We start from the raw sequence: 19,547 nt of genomic DNA, 5'->3' as shown, positions 1-19,547 counted from the left end.
TAAAAATAAAAGTCGTTTCTTGGCTCAACATACATGTTCAGTCTATGCCGCGAAACCTGTTTACTCCATTCTGACCATTACGGCTGACCTACTATACTCAGCTTCTGAAATGATGTCAGGATTTTATTAGCTCCGTAACCCATCGCTTCATAAAGCGGCATGGCAGCTGCGTTATGTTCGTCTCCGGCAACAAGAATCTTGCTGACTTTACGAGATTGGAATCGCTGCTCCATCGCTTCGACCAAAGCCTTTCCAATACCCTGTCTACGGTGATCTGGATGTACCGCAATACGGAAATAACATCCGTGGTTTCGTTCAATGGTCCCGATCAAGGCACCCACAACTTCGCCATCTTCTTCTGCTACCATAATCAGGTCAGAATCCCAGGCTAATTGTCTGGAGAAAGGTTCCATCGTATTTTCGTAGCATTCTTCCGACAAAGCAATCTGTAAAAGCTCAGTTACTTGGTTACAGTCACTCAACTGAAAGGAACGAACATGCATCTCAAAATCTCCCTTTTCGTTAGCATGATGCGGTTTACGCGGCTTACAATATAGTATTCCGTTGCTGCAAACCTAGCATTAATAATTACTACAAAAAAATGCGAAATTCCTGCTTTCTTGTCCATTAAACCACATCTTTCTACGAAATTCACGAGTTTTCTTCTGAAAACGCTTTATATTAAGCGGTTACATTTTTAGGAATGGTTTCTCTTCCATGATTTTGTTAAATGTATCGGTTGAATTTGTCATCGCAGGATTAAATTTAATCTTCAAAACATTGATATTATGGGGGTTACCTACTTTTCAAACATAAATGTTGATTTAATCCCCCGGAAAGGTTTAATATATGAAGTGTAAGCTTTACATATGTTCCTTGTGGGTAATAAAGGTTGTCCCTTTATAGGCGACCATTTATTCATAACCAAAAAACTATTTTATCAGGAGGTATTTTCATTATGGCATTTCAATTACCACCGCTTCCTTACGCAAACAACGCGCTCGAGCCTCACATCGACGCACAGACGATGGAAATTCACCATGATCGCCACCATAACACCTATGTAACCAATTTGAATGCAGCGCTTGAGAACGCTCCTGAACTGCAAAACAAATCCCTGGAAGAAATCATCGGCAACCTTGATGCTGTTCCAGAAAGCATCCGTACAGCTGTTCGTAACAACGGCGGCGGTCATGCAAACCACTCCCTTTTCTGGGAAATCATCGGACCAAACGGCGGCGGCAACCCTACCGGTGCTTTGGCTGAAGCAATCGACAGCGAGCTTGGCGGCTTCGATAAGTTCAAAGAAGATTTCGCGAAAGCAGCTACTACTCGTTTCGGTAGCGGCTGGGCATGGCTTGTGCTGAAAGACGGCAAATTGGCTGTAACAAGCACACCTAACCAAGACAGCCCGATCATGGAAGGTCAAACTCCTCTCCTCGGTCTGGACGTTTGGGAGCATGCTTACTACTTGAAATATCAAAACAAACGCCCTGATTACATCTCCGCTTTCTGGAACGTTGTAAACTGGGAAGAAGTTGGAAAACGTTACGATAACGCGAAATAATTTTTCCAATATATATCTAAGAAGAGCCCCGGGATATTCCCGTGGGCTCTTTTTTTTCTAATTCCTACATCACGCTCATCTTTCCCTCTGGTGGTTCGTAATGATAATTTTTTGAAGGGAGATAGACAATGATGGTGAGCAAGACGGAGATAACTACTGCCACGAGTGCCGTCATGATACTGACCATCTGCAGAGAGAAAAGCTCAGCTGAGAAGCCCAGAATAAGCGTTAAAGCAATCTGTGCCATACCTTCGAGCAAGCTTGCGGTGCTGCTGAACCTTCCCATCATATGAAGCGGTACGCTATTTTGAAAAAATGTGGTATAGCCGGTATTCGCGAATGAAGAGAAAAAGCCAAATACGATAAAACCAAAAGCGGCCAGCAATATTCCGTTAGAAATATAAAATATCGTATAACCTACACTGGATAATACAACACCCATCCCGATAAACATACGCAGCGACATCCACTTAGAAGAAAATGCAGCCGCAGCCGAGCCTGCAAGATAACCTGCTCCCGCTATACTGACTAACAGCCCGTAATCCTTATCATCCAGCCCAATCACTTGCTTAATGAATGTTGCTTCCTGTGAATCCAGCGCAAAACTTAGCATCATAACCGACTGAAACATCAGATATACAAGAGTGAAATATTGTGCGGAACGCCCGAAGTTGATAACCTCTGCCCAATCCTTGGAGATGGTCTTCAGGCCGATTCTTTCACGAACTTTTACAGTGTTATGAGGCTCATCCACATCAGGAAGAAAATAAATCGCCAACGCACAAATGAGGAAACTAATAGCGTTTATAAAAATACTCACTTGTATATTTGTATACATAATTAGAAATCCTGAGATTGCTGGGCCAAGAAGAGCCGCGCCAGATGTTGTAAAACTGAACCATGAGTTAAATCGCTTACGTTCTTCAGGAGGTACTAGCTTGGTCATGTAACTCATCGAGGTGGGTCCAAACAGCGCTCCAGTAATGCTGATTAGAAACATAATTCCGTAAATTGCCCATATTGAATCCAGCCAGGGTATAACAAACACGAGCAGACCTCTAATACAATCGGCCCATATCATTAATCTACGCTTGTTAACCCGGTCTATGATGCTTCCTGACCAAGAGTTCATGAACAGTACAGCCAGCGGTCTAATAATAAACATACCAGCTACTGCAGCTGGAGATCCGGTTATTTGTAATACTAGTAAGTTAATCGCCACCAGATAAATCCAGTTACCAAGGTTGGATACACCTATTCCGAATACATACAGCCAAGGAGTTTTCCACCCTTGCATACATGCCACCCTCTCCTAATGTATGTATAAAAAAAACACAGCAGGTAACAAGGAATCCCTTATTAAACCTACCGTGTCATCAAGTAATCGTAGTTATTGTTGTATAGAAGAAAAATACTGATTAAGAATGCGAAGAAACACATTCGGAAAAGCGTATAATTCCATATCCTCAGCAGTAATCCAGCGGAACTGCACATTAGAACCCGTATCATAGGACTCACAACTCTCCGCGGCAAATAAGTTATTCTCACTAATCTCACGCCACTGACAGCGAAACACTCGCATATTCCAGTGAATATGACTGAACGTATGCTCTGCATTCATAAAGTGACCCATGGGCTTAATCGGAATCCCTTCCTCCTTCAATTCACCAGCAAGCCTGTCCATAGCTGCTTCATCCGGAAGAGATACAATCGCTGCTCCTCCATCCTGAGATACGGATATGTGAGGCAGTTCCCACATGCTAGCCAGAAGCCCCGTGCTCGGACGTTTACGGATCAACACCTTCCCCGCATACTCTCCCGTTCCTTCAACCAGAGCGGTTACACGATATTCAGGGCGTGGTGGCTTGGCCTTTGTCTTAATCGGAAGAGACTCTTCCTTCCCTTCCAGACGGGCAGCACAATGCTCCATAACTGGACAGGTAAGACATTTCGGAGATTTCGGGGTACACACCAGCGCTCCGAGCTCCATCAATGCCTGATTGAAATCGGATGCTCTGCCTTCTGGAATCAGACGAACAACAAGCTCCTCCATATGTGAACGGGTGCTTCCCTTCATAATATCTTCTTCAATCAAAAAATATCGGGACAGAACTCTCATAACGTTTCCATCCACCGCTGGCGCAGGAATGTTAAATGCAATACTTCGAATTGCTCCCGCCGTATACGGGCCTACACCTTTTAAACCAAACACTTCTTCTTTACCGCTTGGCATAACTCCACCGTATAATTCCTTCACTTGCCGAGCGGCATGCTGCAAATTTCGGGCACGCGAATAATACCCAAGTCCCTCCCAGCATTTAAGAACTTCATCCTCTGGCGCATCAGCCAGTGATTCAACGGTCGGGAATTTCTCAATAAACCTATTAAAGTACGGGATAACCGTATCCACCCGGGTCTGCTGCAGCATAATCTCCGATATCCAAATATAATATGGATTTCGGTGTCTCCTCCACGGTAAGTCCCGTTTGTTACGTCCGTACCATTCCAGAAGCTCCCGGCTGAAAAATCGCTGTTGCTCTATGTTATTCATGTACTATTTTCTCCTTCTGTGTAGCCATACTCCTCATTTATCCTATCTTCTCAACGATTGAGAAAGCGGATGCCAGCTCAGGTTGATGGGATATAGACAGATGTAATGCATAATGGTCCGGTTCACTGATCCCCAAGCGAGACCAAGCTGATTCTGATAACGTAACCACCGGCTTTCCATGCTCATCCGGGAGTACTTCGATATCCCAAAAGCCGATCGTGCTTCCAATACCACAACCAAAAGCTTTACTTACAGCTTCCTTAGCGGCAAAACGCCCCGAAACAAACTCCGTCCGTCTTCCGCCTTTATGTTCAGCCAAAGCTCTTTCTGCCTTGGTTAGAATCCGTTCCATAAATTTATTACCGTGAGGTCCCTCCATAAGTAGCTCAACACGCCTGATTTCAAGCACATCATGTCCGATACCATAAATCAAGTTTTCCGCTCCTCCTTTAGGAAATCCGGTCTTCATTACGCATACGATCTTATTGTACCAGTCACCCGTTTCCCGCGAAAGAGAAACCGTACTCTTATTTCTTATCCTCTCACATACGCACACAAACAGCCCCGGAGAAATTCTTCCGGGGCTAGGGCTGTAATATTAGGAATTTGGTTTAGATTCCTGGAATAGCCTTGCGTTTATGCGCTGATTTACGGTAATAGTTCTCCAGTTTCTCGCGGACATCAGGATTGATTTCCTTGCCCTCAAGATAATCACTGTTGTCTTCGTAGCTAATACCCAACTCTTTTTCGTCCGTTTGTCCTTCCCAAAGCCCTGCTGTAGGTGCTTTATCGAGGATCGATTGCGGTACACCCAAATATGAAGCCAGCTGACGAACCTGGCGCTTGTTAAGCGTGCTAAGCGGCGTAATATCTACCGCACCATCTCCCCATTTGGTATAGAAGCCGGTAATCGCTTCTGAAGCATGGTCCGTACCTACAACGAGCAAATGTTGTTCAAATGCCAATGCATATTGAATAACCATTCTCGTTCTAGCTTTTACATTTCCTTTACCAGGAATGCTTATATGTTGGTGAACACCGATATTTTTCAATCCGTGCTCTACTTCAAGCGCAATCTCATTTACCGTATCTTCGATGTTCGTTTCCACGGTGTATTTAAGATCAAAAGCTTTAGCTGTCTCATAACTGTGCTCTATATCTGATTGTGTCCCGTAAGGCTGAAAAACACCAAGCGTCTTAAATTCTCTACCGAGTTCTTCCGTCAGCTCATCCGTAGCCCGCTTGCAGAGACCCGTTGCAACAGCACTATCTAGTCCGCCGCTTATAGCAATCAGCAATCCGGATGTCCCAGAATCCTTAACATAAGATTTCAAAAAGTCGACCCGTTTCCTTACTTCCTGCTCCACATTAATGGAAGGTTTCACACCTAATTCGGCAATGATTTGTTCTTGTAAGCTCATATCCAGGACTCCTTTCATAATGAACAACGGTTGAATGATACATAAAAGCCCCGTGGCTTCGGAAAACGCCGAATGCTCCGGGGCCTAATAATTACTGCAATTAACGGCAGTAACGATCAAACGCATCTGTAAGATCTGCTGCAATTTCCTCTGCAGAACGATTCTCTACCTGATGGCGCTCGATAAAATGAACCAATTCCCCATCCTTCATCAAAGCGATCGAAGGTGAAGACGGCGGATATGGTGCGAAATACTCACGAGCTTTCGCAGTAGCTTCCTTATCCTGACCAGCAAAAACAGTGAACAAATGATCTGGTGTAACTTCGTGTTGAAGCGCGTGGGCAACCCCTGGACGTGCCTGTCCTGCTGCACATCCACAGACCGAATTAATAACAACAAGGGCTGTACCCTTCGCTGTTGGCAGCAATTCCTCTACCTCTTCCGGTGTTTTCAGTTCCTGAATACCCAGACTTGTCAGTTCATCCCTCATCGGTTGAACCATATCACGCATATATCGGTCAAATGACATACCCATGCTGCTTTCACTCCTTATATAAACAAGTTGTTAAATATTCTAACAGCTTACTCGCTATTTTATATTATACAATCCCTAAGAATGAAAGCAAGACAAGGAAGGCGGATTCCTAAAAAGGAATTCCGCCCTATTCTACATATCTAACGACAAGGTTCTAGGTTGATGGACGATCGATACCATCCAACTTCTTATCTTTAATGGTATCATTTTGGCGCTGCTTGTTCCCCTGCTTCTGTTGATCTTGTTGTTTGGAATTATTTTTACTCATGCTATCGCCTCCTTTACCGGAATTCTCACCTTATTATGGCTACCGTAAAGGTTCTTTATCCCTGTTTACGATCGGAAACGAAACTATAAAAGTAGTCCCAACTCCCTCTTCTGATTGGACAGAGATACTTCCGTGATGGCGCTGTACAATACTCATACATAGAGAGAGCCCCAGACCTGTGCCCTTACTCTTCGTCGTAAAAAAGGGTTCAAACAGACGACTCAGTTTTTCTTTGGGGATACCTAATCCTGTATCTCTTATACAAAGTTCCACTACATCTGTCGTCAACCGTGTCTCAATAGTCAGAATTCCCTTGTCATCCATCGACTCCATCGCATTGCGGCATAAGTTTAGAATCAGCTGTTTCATCTCTTTAACATTAAGATGAAGGCGTGGAACATAGTTCCCAAATTTAAGGTCAATACTCTGCCCCCGAATGTTGGCATCTGCCCACAGAAGTGGACTCAGCTCGTGGATGATATCATGGATGTGGCACTCTTCTTTTTCCGCAATCCGATTCTGTGCTAGAGACAAGAAATCACTAATAATCCCGTTAGCACGATCAAGCTCATCCATCACTATTCGGTAGTAATGATCCAGATTATCCGGACTTTTCTCTTTCATCAGTTGAAGGAAACCGCGCACAACCGCCATAGGATTTCGAATTTCATGTGTAATGCTGGCAGCCATCTGCCCCACCATACTTAAGCGTTCAATATTTAAGATTTCACTCTTAAGTTTTTCAATTTCAGTAATATCATGTATGATCGCTACCGCACCTTCTATGTCTCGGGTTTGTGGGTCGACTAATGGAAAAGCACCAACTGAGTAAATCAAATTTCCTGTACGAACGACTTCCCAACTGGAACGAGCCCCTCGAAGCGCTTGGTTAATTCGTTGTTTTGTGAAATCTTGCTGGACAACATGTTCAAATGTCACATGAAAATCACTTCCGATCAGCCCTTCACTGAGCACATGGGGGTTGCTCTGCTTGTAAATGAGTGCAAGAGGCTCGTTCAGTAACACAATGCTTCCCCTTCTATCAATCACCGCCATCCCTAAAGGGATCATATCTAAAAATTGCTTTATCCTAGATTTCTCCGGATTGTTCAAACTAGAGTGATCAGAATAAAGTCGGTTATACATCGTTTCTATAAAATAAATAAGAAGTGCTCCATTAAAAATACTGAGAAGAACATATAAAAGCATCATCAAAATCATCTCAGCGTTATGAGAAGTGCTCAGCGGCCTTCCCTCCAAAATAGGTGACGCTACAATAATAATTAATGCGGGTATAAGTCCAATCCAGAGACATCCAATTTTCTCCATCAATGTGTTGTGTTTAAACCGGGAAGAGAAAAAGAACAAAAGAGGATACATGGGGAGTCCTGTATGAAGCAATATTCCTGATAACGAAAAGCCGAAAATAAGTTCATGACAGACAACATAAAGCAGTGACAACAACAAGCCGGACATTTTGCTACCATATAAAATCCCTACAAACAAAGGTAGTATACCTAGGTTGATCGGAATCAATCCGTTATAAGGAGCCGATAACCCATAGCAGAACAGAATACTAATTGCACACGTTATTACAACGAGAAACTGATAATTGTGTCTTTCATCCGCGTCGTTCTCTGAAAAAGTGTTATATTGCTTACTAAAGAGCAGTGGAATCTGAAAAGTAAACACACCCGACAGCATAATTTGCAGTAAAATGTCCTTAAATACAATTAACACAATCCTCATTCACCCCATTTGATCAGTGCCCCTGATATTGTTGATTAAATCATAGGAGCTATTAGATTACAATACTTGTAAATTGATGAAGACAAGAATAAATGATTACGCTTACATTAATACTCGGGTTGGGATAACCGAGAATTTTGTTTATACTAGAAGGTGGTATGGTGAATTACACCTAAAGGAGTTTTGATCAAACATGTCACACTATGATGTTATTGTTGTAGGTGGTGGTCCCTCTGGCCTTATGGCTAGTGTTGCCGCAGCTGAGCGGGGAGCATCTGTCCTACTAATTGATAAAGGAGATAAGCTTGGACGTAAGTTAGGTATCTCCGGCGGCGGTCGCTGCAATGTGACCAACGCCAAAGAAACCGATGCACTCATTGAGCATATACCTGGAAACGGCCGATTCTTATATAGTGCATTTCAGCACTGGAACAACCGTGATATCATATCCTTTTTCGAAGGACTTGGGATCCCTTTAAAGGAAGAAGATAACGGACGGATGTTTCCCGTCTCTGATAAAGCATCCAGCGTTGTCAACGCTTTGGTTGGCAAAGTGAAGGAGCTTGGAACTGAGATTAAGACAAACAGTCCTGTCGAACAAATCTTATATAAGGACGGACATGTAGTTGGAATCGAATTAAAATCAGGGAAAACTTATAAATCGCCTTGCGTCATCATCGCGACTGGTGGGCAATCTGTTCCCCAGACCGGCTCAACCGGTGATGGTTATCCGTGGGCTGCGTCCGCAGGACATACGATAACCGAACTATATCCAACAGAGGTACCCATTGTATCGACTGAACCTTGGATTGCATCCAAAGAGCTCCAAGGCTTGTCCCTGAGAGATGTGGAGCTATCTGTCTGGAACCCAAAAGGTAAAAGGGTTATTGCTCACCGGGGAGACATGCTGTTTACACACTTCGGCGTTTCAGGTCCTATCGCTCTGCGGTGCAGCCAGTTTATTAGGCAAGTCCAGCGCAAATTCGATACCGTAAATGTGGATATGGCCATTGACCTATTTCCAGATCTCTCTCTTGCCCAGGTAGAGTCTGCGTTTAAAGAGCGACTGGAACAGGAACCTAAGAAAGCTGTTAAAAATGCCATTAAGGGTTGGATTCCTGAAAGAATGATCCCTCTTCTGCTTTCCAAAGCTTCACTTGATGGCGATACGGTGTGCAACGGTGTGTCTAAAGCGTCTATTACTTCGGTTGCCTCCATATTAAAGAAATTCCTCTTCCGTGCCTGTGGGACACGCTCATTAAAAGAAGCGTTTGTAACAGGAGGCGGTGTAAGCCTAAAAGAAATTCAGCCTAAGACGATGGAATCGAAGCTGATGAACGGGCTGTTCTTTTGCGGTGAAGTGCTCGATATCCACGGATATACGGGTGGCTACAATATTACGGCAGCTTTCTCTACCGGCTATACAGCGGGGAAACATGCAGCTGAAGCAGCAGCGTTGCTTCGGTCCTAGCTTCCTACAATTAAAAAAACGCGCCCTACTTCCTCCTCAAACGGAAACAGGGCGTGTTTTATTTGTTCTCTAATTATATTTTTATCTAATGGTTGGCCATGAAAAAAACGATGGGACCGAAAATGCACATATTAGTGCTACCGGTAATGCAGCTACCCCTCCGATCCAACTTGGCCACACTGACAATGTGAAGGCAAGTGAGAATATAAGCGCCGGAGGTATCATCAATGTACGTACTGCCAGCGTGCCTGCCGACTTCTCCTGCATGTCCGTGAACGGGAGAACTAATGAAAATTCATGCTTTGCAAAAGCAGTCCACCGCAGATGCAGCAAATAAGCCAGCAGGAACATCAGCGCAATGAGTACAATCAATTTGATTACAAGAGGCGGAAATATTATCGCTGGTATAGCGACAACAGAAAACTGAACGTAAAGCAGTAAATTTTCCGAATTCCGAAAAAATGCTTTTACCCCAACGCCGGCAAATCGTTTGTCTGGGCTGCTTGATCGGTAAATTCGTCCTGAATTACGAAAAATCCACGATTTGCTCCTTACAGGTGGGACCTTGCCTACAGCTTGAACGAGCAGTTTATCCGTAAGCCACATACGTGTGCGGGCATCTTCTCTTACATCTGCAGCAAAACTGCCTTTCATGGAAAGCCGCAACCTGATAATCCATAGGAGTAGAACCATCAAGAATACCCAAAGTCCAACAATGGCGAACGGTTTATCAGATAACACTTCAAGCATCATCAGATACACGAAAAATGATCCGACTCGGAGGATCGTGGAAAAAAACCATTGTTTAAACCCTGTACATGTAACCCGAATTCGATGAACGACTAGATTCGTACACCATGCAGTGCCTGATGCAAGCATCACCCAAGTCAGTATAGTCCACATATCCAGCTGGAATCCTCGGTACAGAAAAGGCAGTATAATCAGCAAAAATATTACTCCCTTTATGACAGAGATCATTATGCTGTAACTTATCCCCCTTGCCATTAGGCCCTTCATCCAGTGAAGATGCTGCCTCAGGAAGAGCAGATCCCCTTCTTCCACAAACAATAGAACGCTGCCCGAGAACATATATAATAGAAGAACCGCTGCGATCTGTTGAGGCAACCATTCAACCCATGCCGGAAGAGGTGCGCTCCAGAGCTCCATGTATAACCCTCCACCAATAAACAGGAAAGGTATTAATATATACAGCATGACGGTCCAATCAGCTACCGATTTTATCAACGAAATCTGATATTTCCAGTGGCTAAGCATCCGCCGTATAAAATGCCGCCCCGGAGTATGTATTCGTGCCCTCATATCAACGCGTCAAAACAATCAAAGAGAGATGCTCCCGGCAGCCCGGCGGAACTGCGGATATCGTCTAAATCCCCTTGAGTAATAACCCTGCCTTCTGATATAAGCACAAAGGAATCACAGATTTTCTCTGCCGTATCCAGTACATGTGTTGACATCAGTATTCCAGCCCCTCGCTGCCGTTCCAGATTCAGCAGTGCTAAGAAATCTTTCGTTGCACGTGGGTCTAAGCCGATAAATGGCTCGTCTACAATATAAATATCCGGCTCAGACATAAAACCGATCATCAGCATCATTTTTTGCTTCATTCCTTTAGAGAACCCACCAGGCAGATCATCTTGCACATGTTCCATACCGAACTTACGAAGGAGACGAGTGGCCTGTTTCTTGAAATGGTCATCATCAAGTCCAAAAGCCGCAGCTGCCAGATCGAGATGTTCCCAAAGGGTAAGATCATTATAAAAGACGGGCTGCTCAGGCACATATGCATATCTCGGTGGATTACCCGAAATTTTCACCGCTGCCTTAGCGTCTTTAAGAAGCCCCATAATCGTCTTGATCGTTGTACTCTTACCGGCTCCATTAGGTCCAATTAAGCCGAGCAATTCCCCCTCAGCAACCTGAAAGTGGATATCGTGTATGCGTGGACGTCCCGGCTCATAACCAGCTTCCTCAATATCCACCTTAAGCACCGGCGAACTGTATTCTTTGCCATAATCCATCATAACGCCTCTCCCCTGCCATTCTCGTATTCACTTATACATCTTTATCTTAGAGTATTTCTAATCATTACGCAGAGAATGAAAATCCGTTACAACCGATTGTTCAGAGTGTCAATCCCTGAGTATTCTAATAGAAGAAGAAATTAGGATGAGGCCTTTTTATTTTTAAATACTAAAATAGAGTGTAATTGTGATAAATAACATGTTCCTATTAAAAAGATTAGAGTAATCTATACTCAAGCAATCTGAAAATCTATGGCATGACCAAAAAGGCGGGAAGAAGCATGATTCTGTCACATGAACGCGATACACAGTTGTCACTGCACCTATATCGGGTTTTTGCCAAATCATTCAAGAGTGTAAGTGAGCACGCCGTAGCCGGTAGCAAAATTGAAGGATTTAATCCTACAGCTTTTGCGGTTATGGAAGTACTCTATCACAAAGGGCCTCAACCCATTCAACAAATTGGTGCCAAGTTGCTGCTTCAGAGCGGAAATGTCACTTATGTCATCGACAAACTGGAAAGCCGGGGATACCTGCTACGCAGACCTTGTCCAAAAGACCGCAGAGTGATTTACGCCGAGCTAACTCCTGAAGGAGAAGCACTCATGAACGAGCAATACCCGCAATATGCGGAACGGATTCACTTTGCCCTTAGCGGGCTGTCGGAAGAAGAGAAGGATCAAATGATCTACCTTCTAAAAAGACTTGGAAAACAAGCTGAAAAACTATCACCATTGATGCGTAAGTGAAAGTTTGCACAATCCAACCGGCGGGGTAATCCTCGCCGGGATTTGTTCTGCAAATTCAGTAATGCTAAAAAAATGAGTTAGTTAACCAGCGTAATATAAAAAGGCCGATTCCAAAACTCCAGATTAGGAGTGTATGGGATCGGCCTCTTCTTATTCATCTGCTTACGAAGTACGTATTTCCGGGGCCTCATCTTCTGGCATAGGTGGGCGATTATTGTAGCGAGCAACAACAATAAAGCAAAGCAGTGCAATGACCGCCATTAAAATAAACAATGAGTTGAGACTGCTCTCCAGAACCTGTTTCAGCAAACCACTTGATTCTGCTGGCAGATTTACATCACCATGCGGAGTTAACAGCTTATTGATATCATCTCCACTAATGGCTGAACCTTCTGGCTCCGCCGCAATCCTTTTAGCAATGCCGCTGTTAAGCCAGGTTCCAAATACCGCTACGCCAACGGTCTGTCCCAAAGTACGGATGAAGGTATTTAGTGCGGTGGAAGCACCGCGCAGTTCATAGTTGACGGAAGACTGTGCGATGATCGAAAACAGTGTAGAGATGTAACCAAAGCCCAGCCCATAAACAAAAGTAAATAAGAGCAGAACAACAAGTGGTGTCCCTTCATGTGTGAAAGCAAGTCCTATAGCTCCAGCTGCTAGTCCAACGACACCGATCAGCGCAGTCTTGCGCGAACCCGTCTTCATGATCAGCCTTCCGCTAGCAACAGATCCTAACAGCCATCCAATAGACATTGGAGCAAGTGTCAATCCGGATATCGTTGCATTTCCTCCCTTTACCCCTTGAATCCATAGCGGCAAGTACGTGGTTAAACCAATTAACAATGCGCTTACGAGTAAATTCGCTATCGTAGATACCGAAATGTCTCGAATATGGAACAATTTAAGTGGCACCATCGGTTCCTTCGCCTTTGCTTCAACGAATAGGAAGGCGATCAGCAGAACAACTGAAGTAATAAGGATGCTCAGCATCATTGGTGATGTCCACGGATAGGTCTGTCCTCCTGCTGCTAAAGCGAATAGCAGCAAAGTCATACCGACTGTAAACAATCCAGCACCAGCAAAATCAATTGTCACGCGGCGCGGCTCTCTTTTCTCATCGAGATAACGATAGATCAGCCAGATCGAAATCAGACCAAACGGGACATTAAAGCCAAAAATCCAACGCCAGGACAAGTAATCGACAAAGTATCCGCCAAGAAGCGGACCTACGAGCGAGGATATCCCCCATACCGAGCTTAGAAGGCCTTGTACCTTCCCCCGCTCCTCTAATGTATAAATATCCCCGATAATCGTAAAGGTTACAGGAATCACGGCACCTGCCCCAATCCCTTGAATCGCCCGGAACAAGATTAACTGGGTCATGTTTTGCGAAAATCCACATAGAAGTGAGCCAATTAGAAAGAGCAGCGAGCCGTACAAGAATACAGGCTTACGTCCGTATAAATCACTGATCTTCCCGAAGATTGGAGTCGTTACCGCCATCGTCAGTAGGTAGGAAGTGAATATCCAACTCATCAGACTTACACTGCCGAAATTTCCAATAATAGCTGGTCCAGCAGGCCCGACTACAGTCCCTTCGATCGCAGCCAAAAAAGTCGACAGCAGTATGCCGGCAAGGATAAAATTTCGTTTCGTTTGATTTAAAGTGTTCACCAGTAAGTCTCCTTTACTTTTAAAACAGCCCCTAACATGCGCAACATTACTATTATAGAGGTTCGTAATCATAAGTAAAGCCGAGTCTTTACCGTAAAGAACATGACAAGCGAACTAAAGATTAACTACACTCCCAATCCTTTCGAAGCAGTGAGAAGATATTAACGTCTACATAACTTGTTCCCGTATGTCTATAGTCTCGAAGGACACCCTCATGTTGAAAACCGAGTCTTAGGAAAAATCGCTTCCCCCTTTTGTTCTGAATATCCGAAAAAGCCTCTAACCGGTTTAGCCCCATCACCTGAAATCCGAATGTTATTGCAAGCGAGGCCGCTTCACCCATATATCCCTGGCCCCAATATGGACTTGCAAGCTCGCAGCCAAATTCTCCACGATACGCACCTTGAAGCTGCCAAAAGTTGTACCCGCAGCTTCCGATTATTACTCCGCTGTCAATTAGCTCTATCCCCCAACGTATGGAATCATTGGATTCTGCCAGCTCATTAAGCAATAAGATTAAATCTGCCGCATCCTGTTTATCGTTCAGCGGGGGAAGAAACAAATGCTTCGCTGTCAGTTCATCAGACCAACAACGATACAACTGTTCCGCATCGTCCACCGTTAATTTTCTCAGCCTCACCATGGTTCCCTTTAGCTCAGGGATAACTCCATTACACTGATACATCTGCCGCCACTCCTCTGTTTACCCTTCCAAGTAGATGAATAACTCGCCTTTGCCAGCCTGCTTGCTGGTTCGACATCATCCTTGTATGTTTAAAAGTTTCTGACTTGTTTTTCATCTTTTCGGTGATACTACGTTCATGTATGAGGAAAAAACGAACCTGATTCATTCATTACTTAAGTCACCGGGGCAGTTGCTTCTATATTGAGTCACGCGGTACGTTCCCGTCAATATTAGACCCCTCTCCCCGCTAAGGTGAAACGGAAGAAGAGGAGGAGGAACATCTTTGATGTATATTGCGATCATACTTTTGTTATTGTTGGTAATTCTCCCGGCAGGTATTACCCACTTTGGATACGTCCAGATCACTCAAATGAGAGTCAAGAATGATCTCCGGCTTTTCACGATATTGGAGAGTCTCGGCTTGTACAGTCGTGATCGTTATGAAGCATTAGTCAAACAGGAGGTTGTATTATCCAGCATTGATGGGTTGAAACTAAGTGGGGCTGCAATTGAGCCTTACCCTGACTCTAAACGCTGGATCATCATCGTACACGGCTATACTGGCTCCAGAGCTGTCTCTACACAGTTTATCGATATGTTTACAGATGAGGGATATAATGTTCTTCTAATCGACCAGCGTCGCCACGGTCAAAGTGAAGGGCGATTTACCACATATGGTTATTATGAAAAGTACGACGTCCAGACATGGGTGAATTGGCTTGTTGAACAGTACGGCTCTGATACTGAAATTGGTCTTCACGGTCAATCGCTTGGTGGTGGAACGGTTCTAGAGTACTTATCGATCGCTGCGCCGCAAGTTAAACTGGTCATAGCAGATTGCCCTTATTCTGACCTGACAGATTTGATGAAACACCAAATAACGAAGCTAAACAAACTTCCCTCCGTTCCTTTTTTCCGTTGGGTCAATAACCGTATTCGTAAAAAAGCCGGTTTTTGCTTCGAACAGGTCAGCCCTATCCGTTCCGTACGAGAAAGTCATCTACCTGTGATGTTCATTCATGGCACGAACGACACTTATGTACCGACTCGAATGAGTCAAGAGATGTATGATGCTAAGCCTGGACCTAAGAAACTTGTACTCATCAAGGGCGCCATCCATGCCAACGCCTACCATATTGACCCTCATCAATACCGTGCAGAGGTTCGCTCATTCTTGCATGAATACATCGTTAAACCAGAGATGAAGGCTGCTCCGGAACCTTCATTCATTGAATTATTCCAAGACAATTCTCTTGAAACGGTTTAAAACTGCATATAAAAAAATAGCCCCCGAAGAGTGTACTTACTTCTCATTCAGGGGCTATTTTTGCTGCAGACACTTTGTCCGCTGTCATCATATCACCTAGGCTATGGTGTCCGCCTTTTTCCGTTGAACAGGTTTGAGCACTTCTTTGCAGAGCTCCTTCAAATTCTTTTGAATTTCCTTGAATTCTTCAATCCCTGCGCCCGTAATGCTGTATCCCTCGCCATGAGATGTTAAGAAGTTCTCCGCTGTTAACCGTTCAAGCTCCTGCTTCACCTCTCGATCAGCAACTTTGTAACCGTGACGTTCTAACTCTGGCTGCATATCACTAATCGTGAGATCCCGCTCATGAGCGTGATAGAGCATGTGGATGCCAATAAACAAGTTCTGGATATCTGCACGCATTCCGTTCTCTCCCTCCACTCTTCAGGCTGCGGCCTGGTATCAACATTTATTACCCCGGCAAGTAGCCAAGGAATCAGTCGATTGTTGTCCAAGTATAAGCGTGCTCCTTGACTGCGTCGCAATTCATGTACTATCTTTAGTTAAATTAACAAAGACATCCAACTTAAAGAGGTGAAGCATCCTATGTTTCAAAATATATCTTATGAGGGCACACGCAGTGAACAATTTTCTCAAGTACTAGGTCAATTAAAAGCACTGATCCATGACGAGCCAAACGCTATAGCCAATCTAGCCAATGCCTCTTCATTGCTTAACTATTTTCTGAAAGACATCAATTGGGTTGGCTTCTATTTGTATGACGGGAAAGAACTTGTACTTGGACCTTTTCAGGGCCTTCCCGCTTGCATCCGAATTCCTATGAACAAAGGCGTGTGCGGAACTGCTGCTGCTGAGCGTCAAACAGTCGTTGTCAAAGATGTGCATGAATTCCCCGGCCATATCGCCTGTGATGCCGCATCAAATAGCGAAATTGTCATACCTATACTGAAAGATGGGCAACTCTATGGCGTTTTAGATATTGACAGCCCGCTTAAGGATCGCTTCGATTCAGAAGAACGCGAGTTCCTAGAGCAATTTGTTCAAGTATTGGAAGGGCAGTTATAATTCCATCATGCACAAAAGCCGCCTGTTTAGAGGCGGCTTTTGTACTTTACTATCCATTGTATTACATTTGCCGTTCCGCATATATTTTCATGCCGTCACGTAAATATTCTGCTAGTTGCGGGTGATAGCCAGCATACAGCTGCTTGAAATCTTCGTGTTCTACATAAAGATCTCCAAGACCACTATAAATCTCTTTTGTCGGGGTATAAAAGTGACTGATCCATTCATAATGGCGCCTGATAATGGCTTGAACAGAAGGACTGCCGGGATCCTTACCATTTTTCAGAGCCTCACACAGATCCACATAGATCTCATCCGCTTCTCTTTGGGTGTTCAAATAATCGTCTTTAGACCACTTTTGCGCTGATGTTACCTTCGCCTGCTTGGTTGACGGTTTAAATTCTGCTGGACGGAGGAGTTGACCAGTCTCTTCATATTGTTCCTGCAGAGCTAAATCAAATCCTTCATATAATCGCGAATGCTCCGTCAGATTTCCTTGTTGCAAATATTCGATGGTGTTATCGATCGTATTCATAAGAAACTGGATATGATTCTGTTTTTCTAACAAACGTTTTTTGTGAGACAAAAGTGAATCGATTCTATTCTGTTCTTGCTCCATCAGAGTTCTAATATCACCCAAGGGCATACCATACTCGCGATAAAGCATAACTTGCTGTAAGTCTAGAAGCTGGTCTTCGTCATAGTGTGGGGAGCTGATTGTGTCCATGGAAATCGGACTTAGCAGCCCCATTTCATCGTAATACTGCAACGTCTCTACGCTAATGCCAGATATTTGAGATACTTCGTTAGCCGTATAAGTCATCCATATTTCACCTCCGTCTCTTTTAAATTCGTGACAACTTCTACAAATAAGCAACAATTGTAAGTTCTGATATATTAGGTTCAACCTATTTGTCCCTTCATTAAACACCAATCCTATACATTTTTTGTCCACTCCACTGTTTTATACAAATCCATCTCGTGAATGACAAAATGAAAAAGGTCGAAGACAGAACTCTTGTTGAGTCTGGCTTCGACCTTTTTAGAAGGGCTGCTTCCTGATATAAAAAGACTACTGAGTATAAATGGCTTTAACACGGCCAACTTGTCCGTCCTGAAGCCGCACCTTAATGCCATGCGGATGACGAGGAGAATTCGTTAGGATGTCTTTCACGATCCCTCGTGTCAGCTTTCCAGTTCGCTGATCTTGCTTTAGGACGATGTCTACCTCAATCCCTGGTTTTATATCAGAACGGTTCTGTCCATTCATTGATGTCACTCCCTATTCAATCGCTCATTCGTTTATTTATGGTCCAATGATGTAAACAATACGGAAATAGTACTTCAATTGCAAATATAAAAAAACGCGGACGAAAGGTATTTCTACCTCATCATCCGCGCTTACAGGTTATGTTGTTCCTCTATTTATACTACACTTCCACCAAAGAGGAATCGATTCTTCCATGAGCTGCTGAATTCTCCTACCAATACGCCACCCGATTTCTGAGAGTAAGTATGCAGAAGTTTGTTATCTCCAAGATAAATCGCTACATGAGTAATACGCTGCTGGGACTTGTCCAAGCCTTCATAGTTCGAAGCGGAAGAGCCTCTATAACTCATGAAAAATACCAAGTCGCCACGCTTCAATTGACTAATTTTGCTTACATCTGTTCCTTTGTCTTTGATCCACTGGCCTTGTGTACGGGAATTGCTAGGCAGCTTAATGCCTGTCCCTTCCCAGTAAGCTTGGCGAACAAAGTCAGAGCAATCAAAGGTCGTTGTTGTATTACGGTCTGAACCGTATTCGTAAGGCGTTCCCAGATACTTCATCCCTGCACTAATAGCCTTTTCTACTAGCACCGAGCTAGACGTAGAGCTACCTGTATTCCCATTCGATGAGCTTCCGCCGTTTCCACCATTGGAACTGCTGGTAAGCGTAATATATTTAGATGAAGCATAGCCTGTTTTCCCTGAGCTTGTCTTCACTTTATACCAGGAGTTGGTTTTGCTAATAACCTGAACGTTATCTCCCTTTTTAATCTTCGCAATGATCGTACCAGAAGTAGATGCCTTGCTTCTTAGATTAACATTCGCTTTAGCTTGTCCCTGCTGTACACTGACTTGTGTACTTGTGGCCGCAGCTGCGTATGTAGTAGATCCAAATGTGAATGAACTCATAACCATGCCAGACAGTAACGCCCCAGCCATTATTTTTTTCCAATTCATATGCATATGTTGTGTACCTCCCTGATGTTGTAAAAGTCAGGACTTCCGGATTTTCCTCTCCGTCTTCCCGCCCCCCATTATAGGCAAGCCAAAACCAAGACTGCATGCTACCATTTTCACAAAAACCACCTCCAAATGATTCCATTAAATAGGACTTTAGTCTTAAATGTGACGTAATGATGGGTATATAGGATTATTATTGAAATAGGGACTTTTAATATTTTCCTGAGGAATTGGATTCATTTATATACCGCATGAAAAAAGAACCACCTGTTCA

At 43.9% G+C, this 19,547-nt stretch carries 20 protein-coding genes; 5 read left to right on the top strand and 15 right to left on the bottom strand.

Annotated elements, in window-relative coordinates; translation table 11 throughout:
* Positions 1 to 77: 77 nt before the first annotated feature.
* Positions 78 to 503, bottom strand: coding sequence for a GNAT family N-acetyltransferase (locus tag ACFQV5_RS17165; RefSeq protein WP_379248576.1), 426 nt, complete (start codon positions 501 to 503; stop codon positions 78 to 80).
* Between the two features lie 455 nt (positions 504 to 958).
* On the opposite strand from ACFQV5_RS17165, the gene ACFQV5_RS17160 reads away from it, so the two are divergent.
* The gene (locus ACFQV5_RS17160; protein WP_379248575.1) at positions 959 to 1,567 is read left to right on the top strand and encodes a superoxide dismutase; all 609 of its coding nucleotides are present in this window, start codon (positions 959 to 961) and stop codon (positions 1,565 to 1,567) included.
* A 64-nt stretch (positions 1,568 to 1,631) separates the two neighbouring features.
* Here ACFQV5_RS17160 and ACFQV5_RS17155 read toward each other — a convergent pair whose 3' ends face one another.
* The 6 genes from ACFQV5_RS17155 to ACFQV5_RS17130 form a co-directional block, all read right to left on the bottom strand.
* Positions 1,632 to 2,864, bottom strand: a complete 1,233-nt coding sequence (locus ACFQV5_RS17155; RefSeq protein WP_379248574.1) for an MFS transporter — start codon at positions 2,862 to 2,864, stop codon at positions 1,632 to 1,634.
* Between the two features lie 93 nt (positions 2,865 to 2,957).
* Positions 2,958 to 4,118 carry an A/G-specific adenine glycosylase gene (mutY, locus tag ACFQV5_RS17150; protein ID WP_379248573.1) on the bottom strand — a complete coding sequence of 387 codons (1,161 nt, stop codon included), beginning with the start codon at positions 4,116 to 4,118 and terminating at the stop codon, positions 2,958 to 2,960.
* Positions 4,119 to 4,155: 37 nt separating this feature from the next.
* Positions 4,156 to 4,551: a holo-ACP synthase gene (gene acpS, locus ACFQV5_RS17145; protein ID WP_379248572.1), complete on the bottom strand. Its 396-nt coding sequence runs from the start codon at positions 4,549 to 4,551 to the stop codon at positions 4,156 to 4,158.
* Positions 4,552 to 4,729: 178 nt separating this feature from the next.
* Positions 4,730 to 5,539, bottom strand: a complete 810-nt coding sequence (gene nadE / locus ACFQV5_RS17140; RefSeq protein ID WP_379248571.1) for an ammonia-dependent NAD(+) synthetase — start codon at positions 5,537 to 5,539, stop codon at positions 4,730 to 4,732.
* Positions 5,540 to 5,639: 100 nt separating this feature from the next.
* Entirely contained in the window at positions 5,640 to 6,074 is a 435-nt protein-coding gene (locus ACFQV5_RS17135; RefSeq protein ID WP_379248570.1) for a BrxA/BrxB family bacilliredoxin, read from the bottom strand.
* 307 nt (positions 6,075 to 6,381) lie between these two features.
* Positions 6,382 to 8,082, bottom strand: coding sequence for a two-component system sensor histidine kinase NtrB (locus ACFQV5_RS17130; RefSeq protein ID WP_379248569.1), 1,701 nt, complete (start codon positions 8,080 to 8,082; stop codon positions 6,382 to 6,384).
* 202 nt (positions 8,083 to 8,284) lie between these two features.
* On the opposite strand from ACFQV5_RS17130, the gene ACFQV5_RS17125 reads away from it, so the two are divergent.
* The gene (locus ACFQV5_RS17125; RefSeq protein ID WP_379248568.1) at positions 8,285 to 9,562 is read left to right on the top strand and encodes a BaiN/RdsA family NAD(P)/FAD-dependent oxidoreductase; all 1,278 of its coding nucleotides are present in this window, start codon (positions 8,285 to 8,287) and stop codon (positions 9,560 to 9,562) included.
* A gap of 81 nt (positions 9,563 to 9,643) precedes the next feature.
* On the opposite strand, the gene ACFQV5_RS17120 is transcribed toward ACFQV5_RS17125, so the two are convergent.
* Both ACFQV5_RS17120 and ACFQV5_RS17115 read right to left on the bottom strand, forming a co-directional pair.
* Positions 9,644 to 10,882: an ABC transporter permease gene (locus ACFQV5_RS17120; RefSeq protein ID WP_379248567.1), complete on the bottom strand. Its 1,239-nt coding sequence runs from the start codon at positions 10,880 to 10,882 to the stop codon at positions 9,644 to 9,646.
* Positions 10,879 to 11,604 (bottom strand): ABC transporter ATP-binding protein, encoded by a 726-nt coding sequence (locus ACFQV5_RS17115; protein WP_379248566.1) that lies wholly within the window; start codon positions 11,602 to 11,604, stop codon positions 10,879 to 10,881. The genes ACFQV5_RS17120 and ACFQV5_RS17115 overlap by 4 nt, the downstream gene beginning before the upstream one ends.
* A 281-nt stretch (positions 11,605 to 11,885) precedes the next feature.
* On the opposite strand from ACFQV5_RS17115, the gene ACFQV5_RS17110 reads away from it, so the two are divergent.
* Entirely contained in the window at positions 11,886 to 12,353 is a 468-nt protein-coding gene (locus ACFQV5_RS17110) for a MarR family winged helix-turn-helix transcriptional regulator (protein WP_379248638.1), read from the top strand.
* Between the two features lie 162 nt (positions 12,354 to 12,515).
* Here the strand turns inward: ACFQV5_RS17110 and ACFQV5_RS17105 are convergent, their stop codons facing one another.
* Together ACFQV5_RS17105 and ACFQV5_RS17100 are read right to left on the bottom strand one after the other, a co-directional pair.
* Positions 12,516 to 14,027, bottom strand: coding sequence for an MDR family MFS transporter (locus ACFQV5_RS17105; RefSeq protein WP_379248565.1), 1,512 nt, complete (start codon positions 14,025 to 14,027; stop codon positions 12,516 to 12,518).
* Between the two features lie 121 nt (positions 14,028 to 14,148).
* Complete coding sequence (locus ACFQV5_RS17100; RefSeq protein WP_379248564.1) at positions 14,149 to 14,712, bottom strand: GNAT family N-acetyltransferase; 564 nt, start codon at positions 14,710 to 14,712, stop codon at positions 14,149 to 14,151.
* 286 nt (positions 14,713 to 14,998) lie between these two features.
* Between ACFQV5_RS17100 and ACFQV5_RS17095 the strand changes: the two genes are divergently transcribed.
* Entirely contained in the window at positions 14,999 to 15,979 is a 981-nt protein-coding gene (locus ACFQV5_RS17095) for an alpha/beta hydrolase (RefSeq protein ID WP_379248563.1), read from the top strand.
* A 96-nt stretch (positions 15,980 to 16,075) separates the two neighbouring features.
* Here ACFQV5_RS17095 and ACFQV5_RS17090 read toward each other — a convergent pair whose 3' ends face one another.
* Positions 16,076 to 16,381, bottom strand: coding sequence for a hypothetical protein (locus tag ACFQV5_RS17090; protein ID WP_379248562.1), 306 nt, complete (start codon positions 16,379 to 16,381; stop codon positions 16,076 to 16,078).
* 183 nt (positions 16,382 to 16,564) lie between these two features.
* Here ACFQV5_RS17090 and ACFQV5_RS17085 point away from each other — a divergent pair, with 183 nt between their 5' ends.
* Entirely contained in the window at positions 16,565 to 17,044 is a 480-nt protein-coding gene (locus ACFQV5_RS17085) for a GAF domain-containing protein (RefSeq protein WP_379248561.1), read from the top strand.
* Positions 17,045 to 17,105: 61 nt separating this feature from the next.
* On the opposite strand, the gene ACFQV5_RS17080 is transcribed toward ACFQV5_RS17085, so the two are convergent.
* From ACFQV5_RS17080 to ACFQV5_RS17070, 3 genes are all read right to left on the bottom strand, one after another.
* Entirely contained in the window at positions 17,106 to 17,867 is a 762-nt protein-coding gene (locus tag ACFQV5_RS17080) for a MerR family transcriptional regulator (protein ID WP_379248560.1), read from the bottom strand.
* A gap of 249 nt (positions 17,868 to 18,116) precedes the next feature.
* Positions 18,117 to 18,314, bottom strand: coding sequence for a YwbE family protein (locus ACFQV5_RS17075; RefSeq protein ID WP_379248559.1), 198 nt, complete (start codon positions 18,312 to 18,314; stop codon positions 18,117 to 18,119).
* A gap of 155 nt (positions 18,315 to 18,469) precedes the next feature.
* Positions 18,470 to 19,276: a C40 family peptidase gene (locus ACFQV5_RS17070; RefSeq protein WP_379248558.1), complete on the bottom strand. Its 807-nt coding sequence runs from the start codon at positions 19,274 to 19,276 to the stop codon at positions 18,470 to 18,472.
* Positions 19,277 to 19,547: the final 271 nt, after the last annotated feature.

The sequence above is a fragment of the Paenibacillus sp. GCM10028914 genome (assembly GCF_042666275.1).
Taxonomy (GTDB): Bacteria; Bacillota; Bacilli; order Paenibacillales; family Paenibacillaceae; genus Paenibacillus_AQ.
Note: the sequence above shows the minus strand (reverse complement) of the source record. Positions and strands in the feature narration are given on the sequence as shown.

Excerpts from the sequence above, each read along its gene's own strand:
- ACFQV5_RS17165 (WP_379248576.1), bottom strand. The coding sequence starts at position 503 with ATGCATGTTCGTTCCTTTCAGTTGAGTGACTGTAACCAAGTAACTGAG.
- ACFQV5_RS17160 (WP_379248575.1), top strand. The coding sequence starts at position 959 with ATGGCATTTCAATTACCACCGCTTCCTTACGCAAACAACGCGCTCGAG.
- ACFQV5_RS17155 (WP_379248574.1), bottom strand. The coding sequence starts at position 2,864 with ATGCAAGGGTGGAAAACTCCTTGGCTGTATGTATTCGGAATAGGTGTA.
- mutY (WP_379248573.1), bottom strand. The coding sequence starts at position 4,118 with ATGAATAACATAGAGCAACAGCGATTTTTCAGCCGGGAGCTTCTGGAA.
- nadE (WP_379248571.1), bottom strand. The coding sequence starts at position 5,539 with ATGAGCTTACAAGAACAAATCATTGCCGAATTAGGTGTGAAACCTTCC.
- ACFQV5_RS17135 (WP_379248570.1), bottom strand. The coding sequence starts at position 6,074 with ATGGGTATGTCATTTGACCGATATATGCGTGATATGGTTCAACCGATG.
- ACFQV5_RS17125 (WP_379248568.1), top strand. The coding sequence starts at position 8,285 with ATGTCACACTATGATGTTATTGTTGTAGGTGGTGGTCCCTCTGGCCTT.
- ACFQV5_RS17120 (WP_379248567.1), bottom strand. The coding sequence starts at position 10,882 with ATGAGGGCACGAATACATACTCCGGGGCGGCATTTTATACGGCGGATG.
- ACFQV5_RS17115 (WP_379248566.1), bottom strand. The coding sequence starts at position 11,604 with ATGATGGATTATGGCAAAGAATACAGTTCGCCGGTGCTTAAGGTGGAT.
- ACFQV5_RS17110 (WP_379248638.1), top strand. The coding sequence starts at position 11,886 with ATGATTCTGTCACATGAACGCGATACACAGTTGTCACTGCACCTATAT.
- ACFQV5_RS17100 (WP_379248564.1), bottom strand. The coding sequence starts at position 14,712 with ATGTATCAGTGTAATGGAGTTATCCCTGAGCTAAAGGGAACCATGGTG.
- ACFQV5_RS17095 (WP_379248563.1), top strand. The coding sequence starts at position 14,999 with ATGTATATTGCGATCATACTTTTGTTATTGTTGGTAATTCTCCCGGCA.
- ACFQV5_RS17090 (WP_379248562.1), bottom strand. The coding sequence starts at position 16,381 with ATGCGTGCAGATATCCAGAACTTGTTTATTGGCATCCACATGCTCTAT.
- ACFQV5_RS17085 (WP_379248561.1), top strand. The coding sequence starts at position 16,565 with ATGTTTCAAAATATATCTTATGAGGGCACACGCAGTGAACAATTTTCT.
- ACFQV5_RS17080 (WP_379248560.1), bottom strand. The coding sequence starts at position 17,867 with ATGACTTATACGGCTAACGAAGTATCTCAAATATCTGGCATTAGCGTA.
- ACFQV5_RS17075 (WP_379248559.1), bottom strand. The coding sequence starts at position 18,314 with ATGAATGGACAGAACCGTTCTGATATAAAACCAGGGATTGAGGTAGAC.
- ACFQV5_RS17070 (WP_379248558.1), bottom strand. The coding sequence starts at position 19,276 with ATGCATATGAATTGGAAAAAAATAATGGCTGGGGCGTTACTGTCTGGC.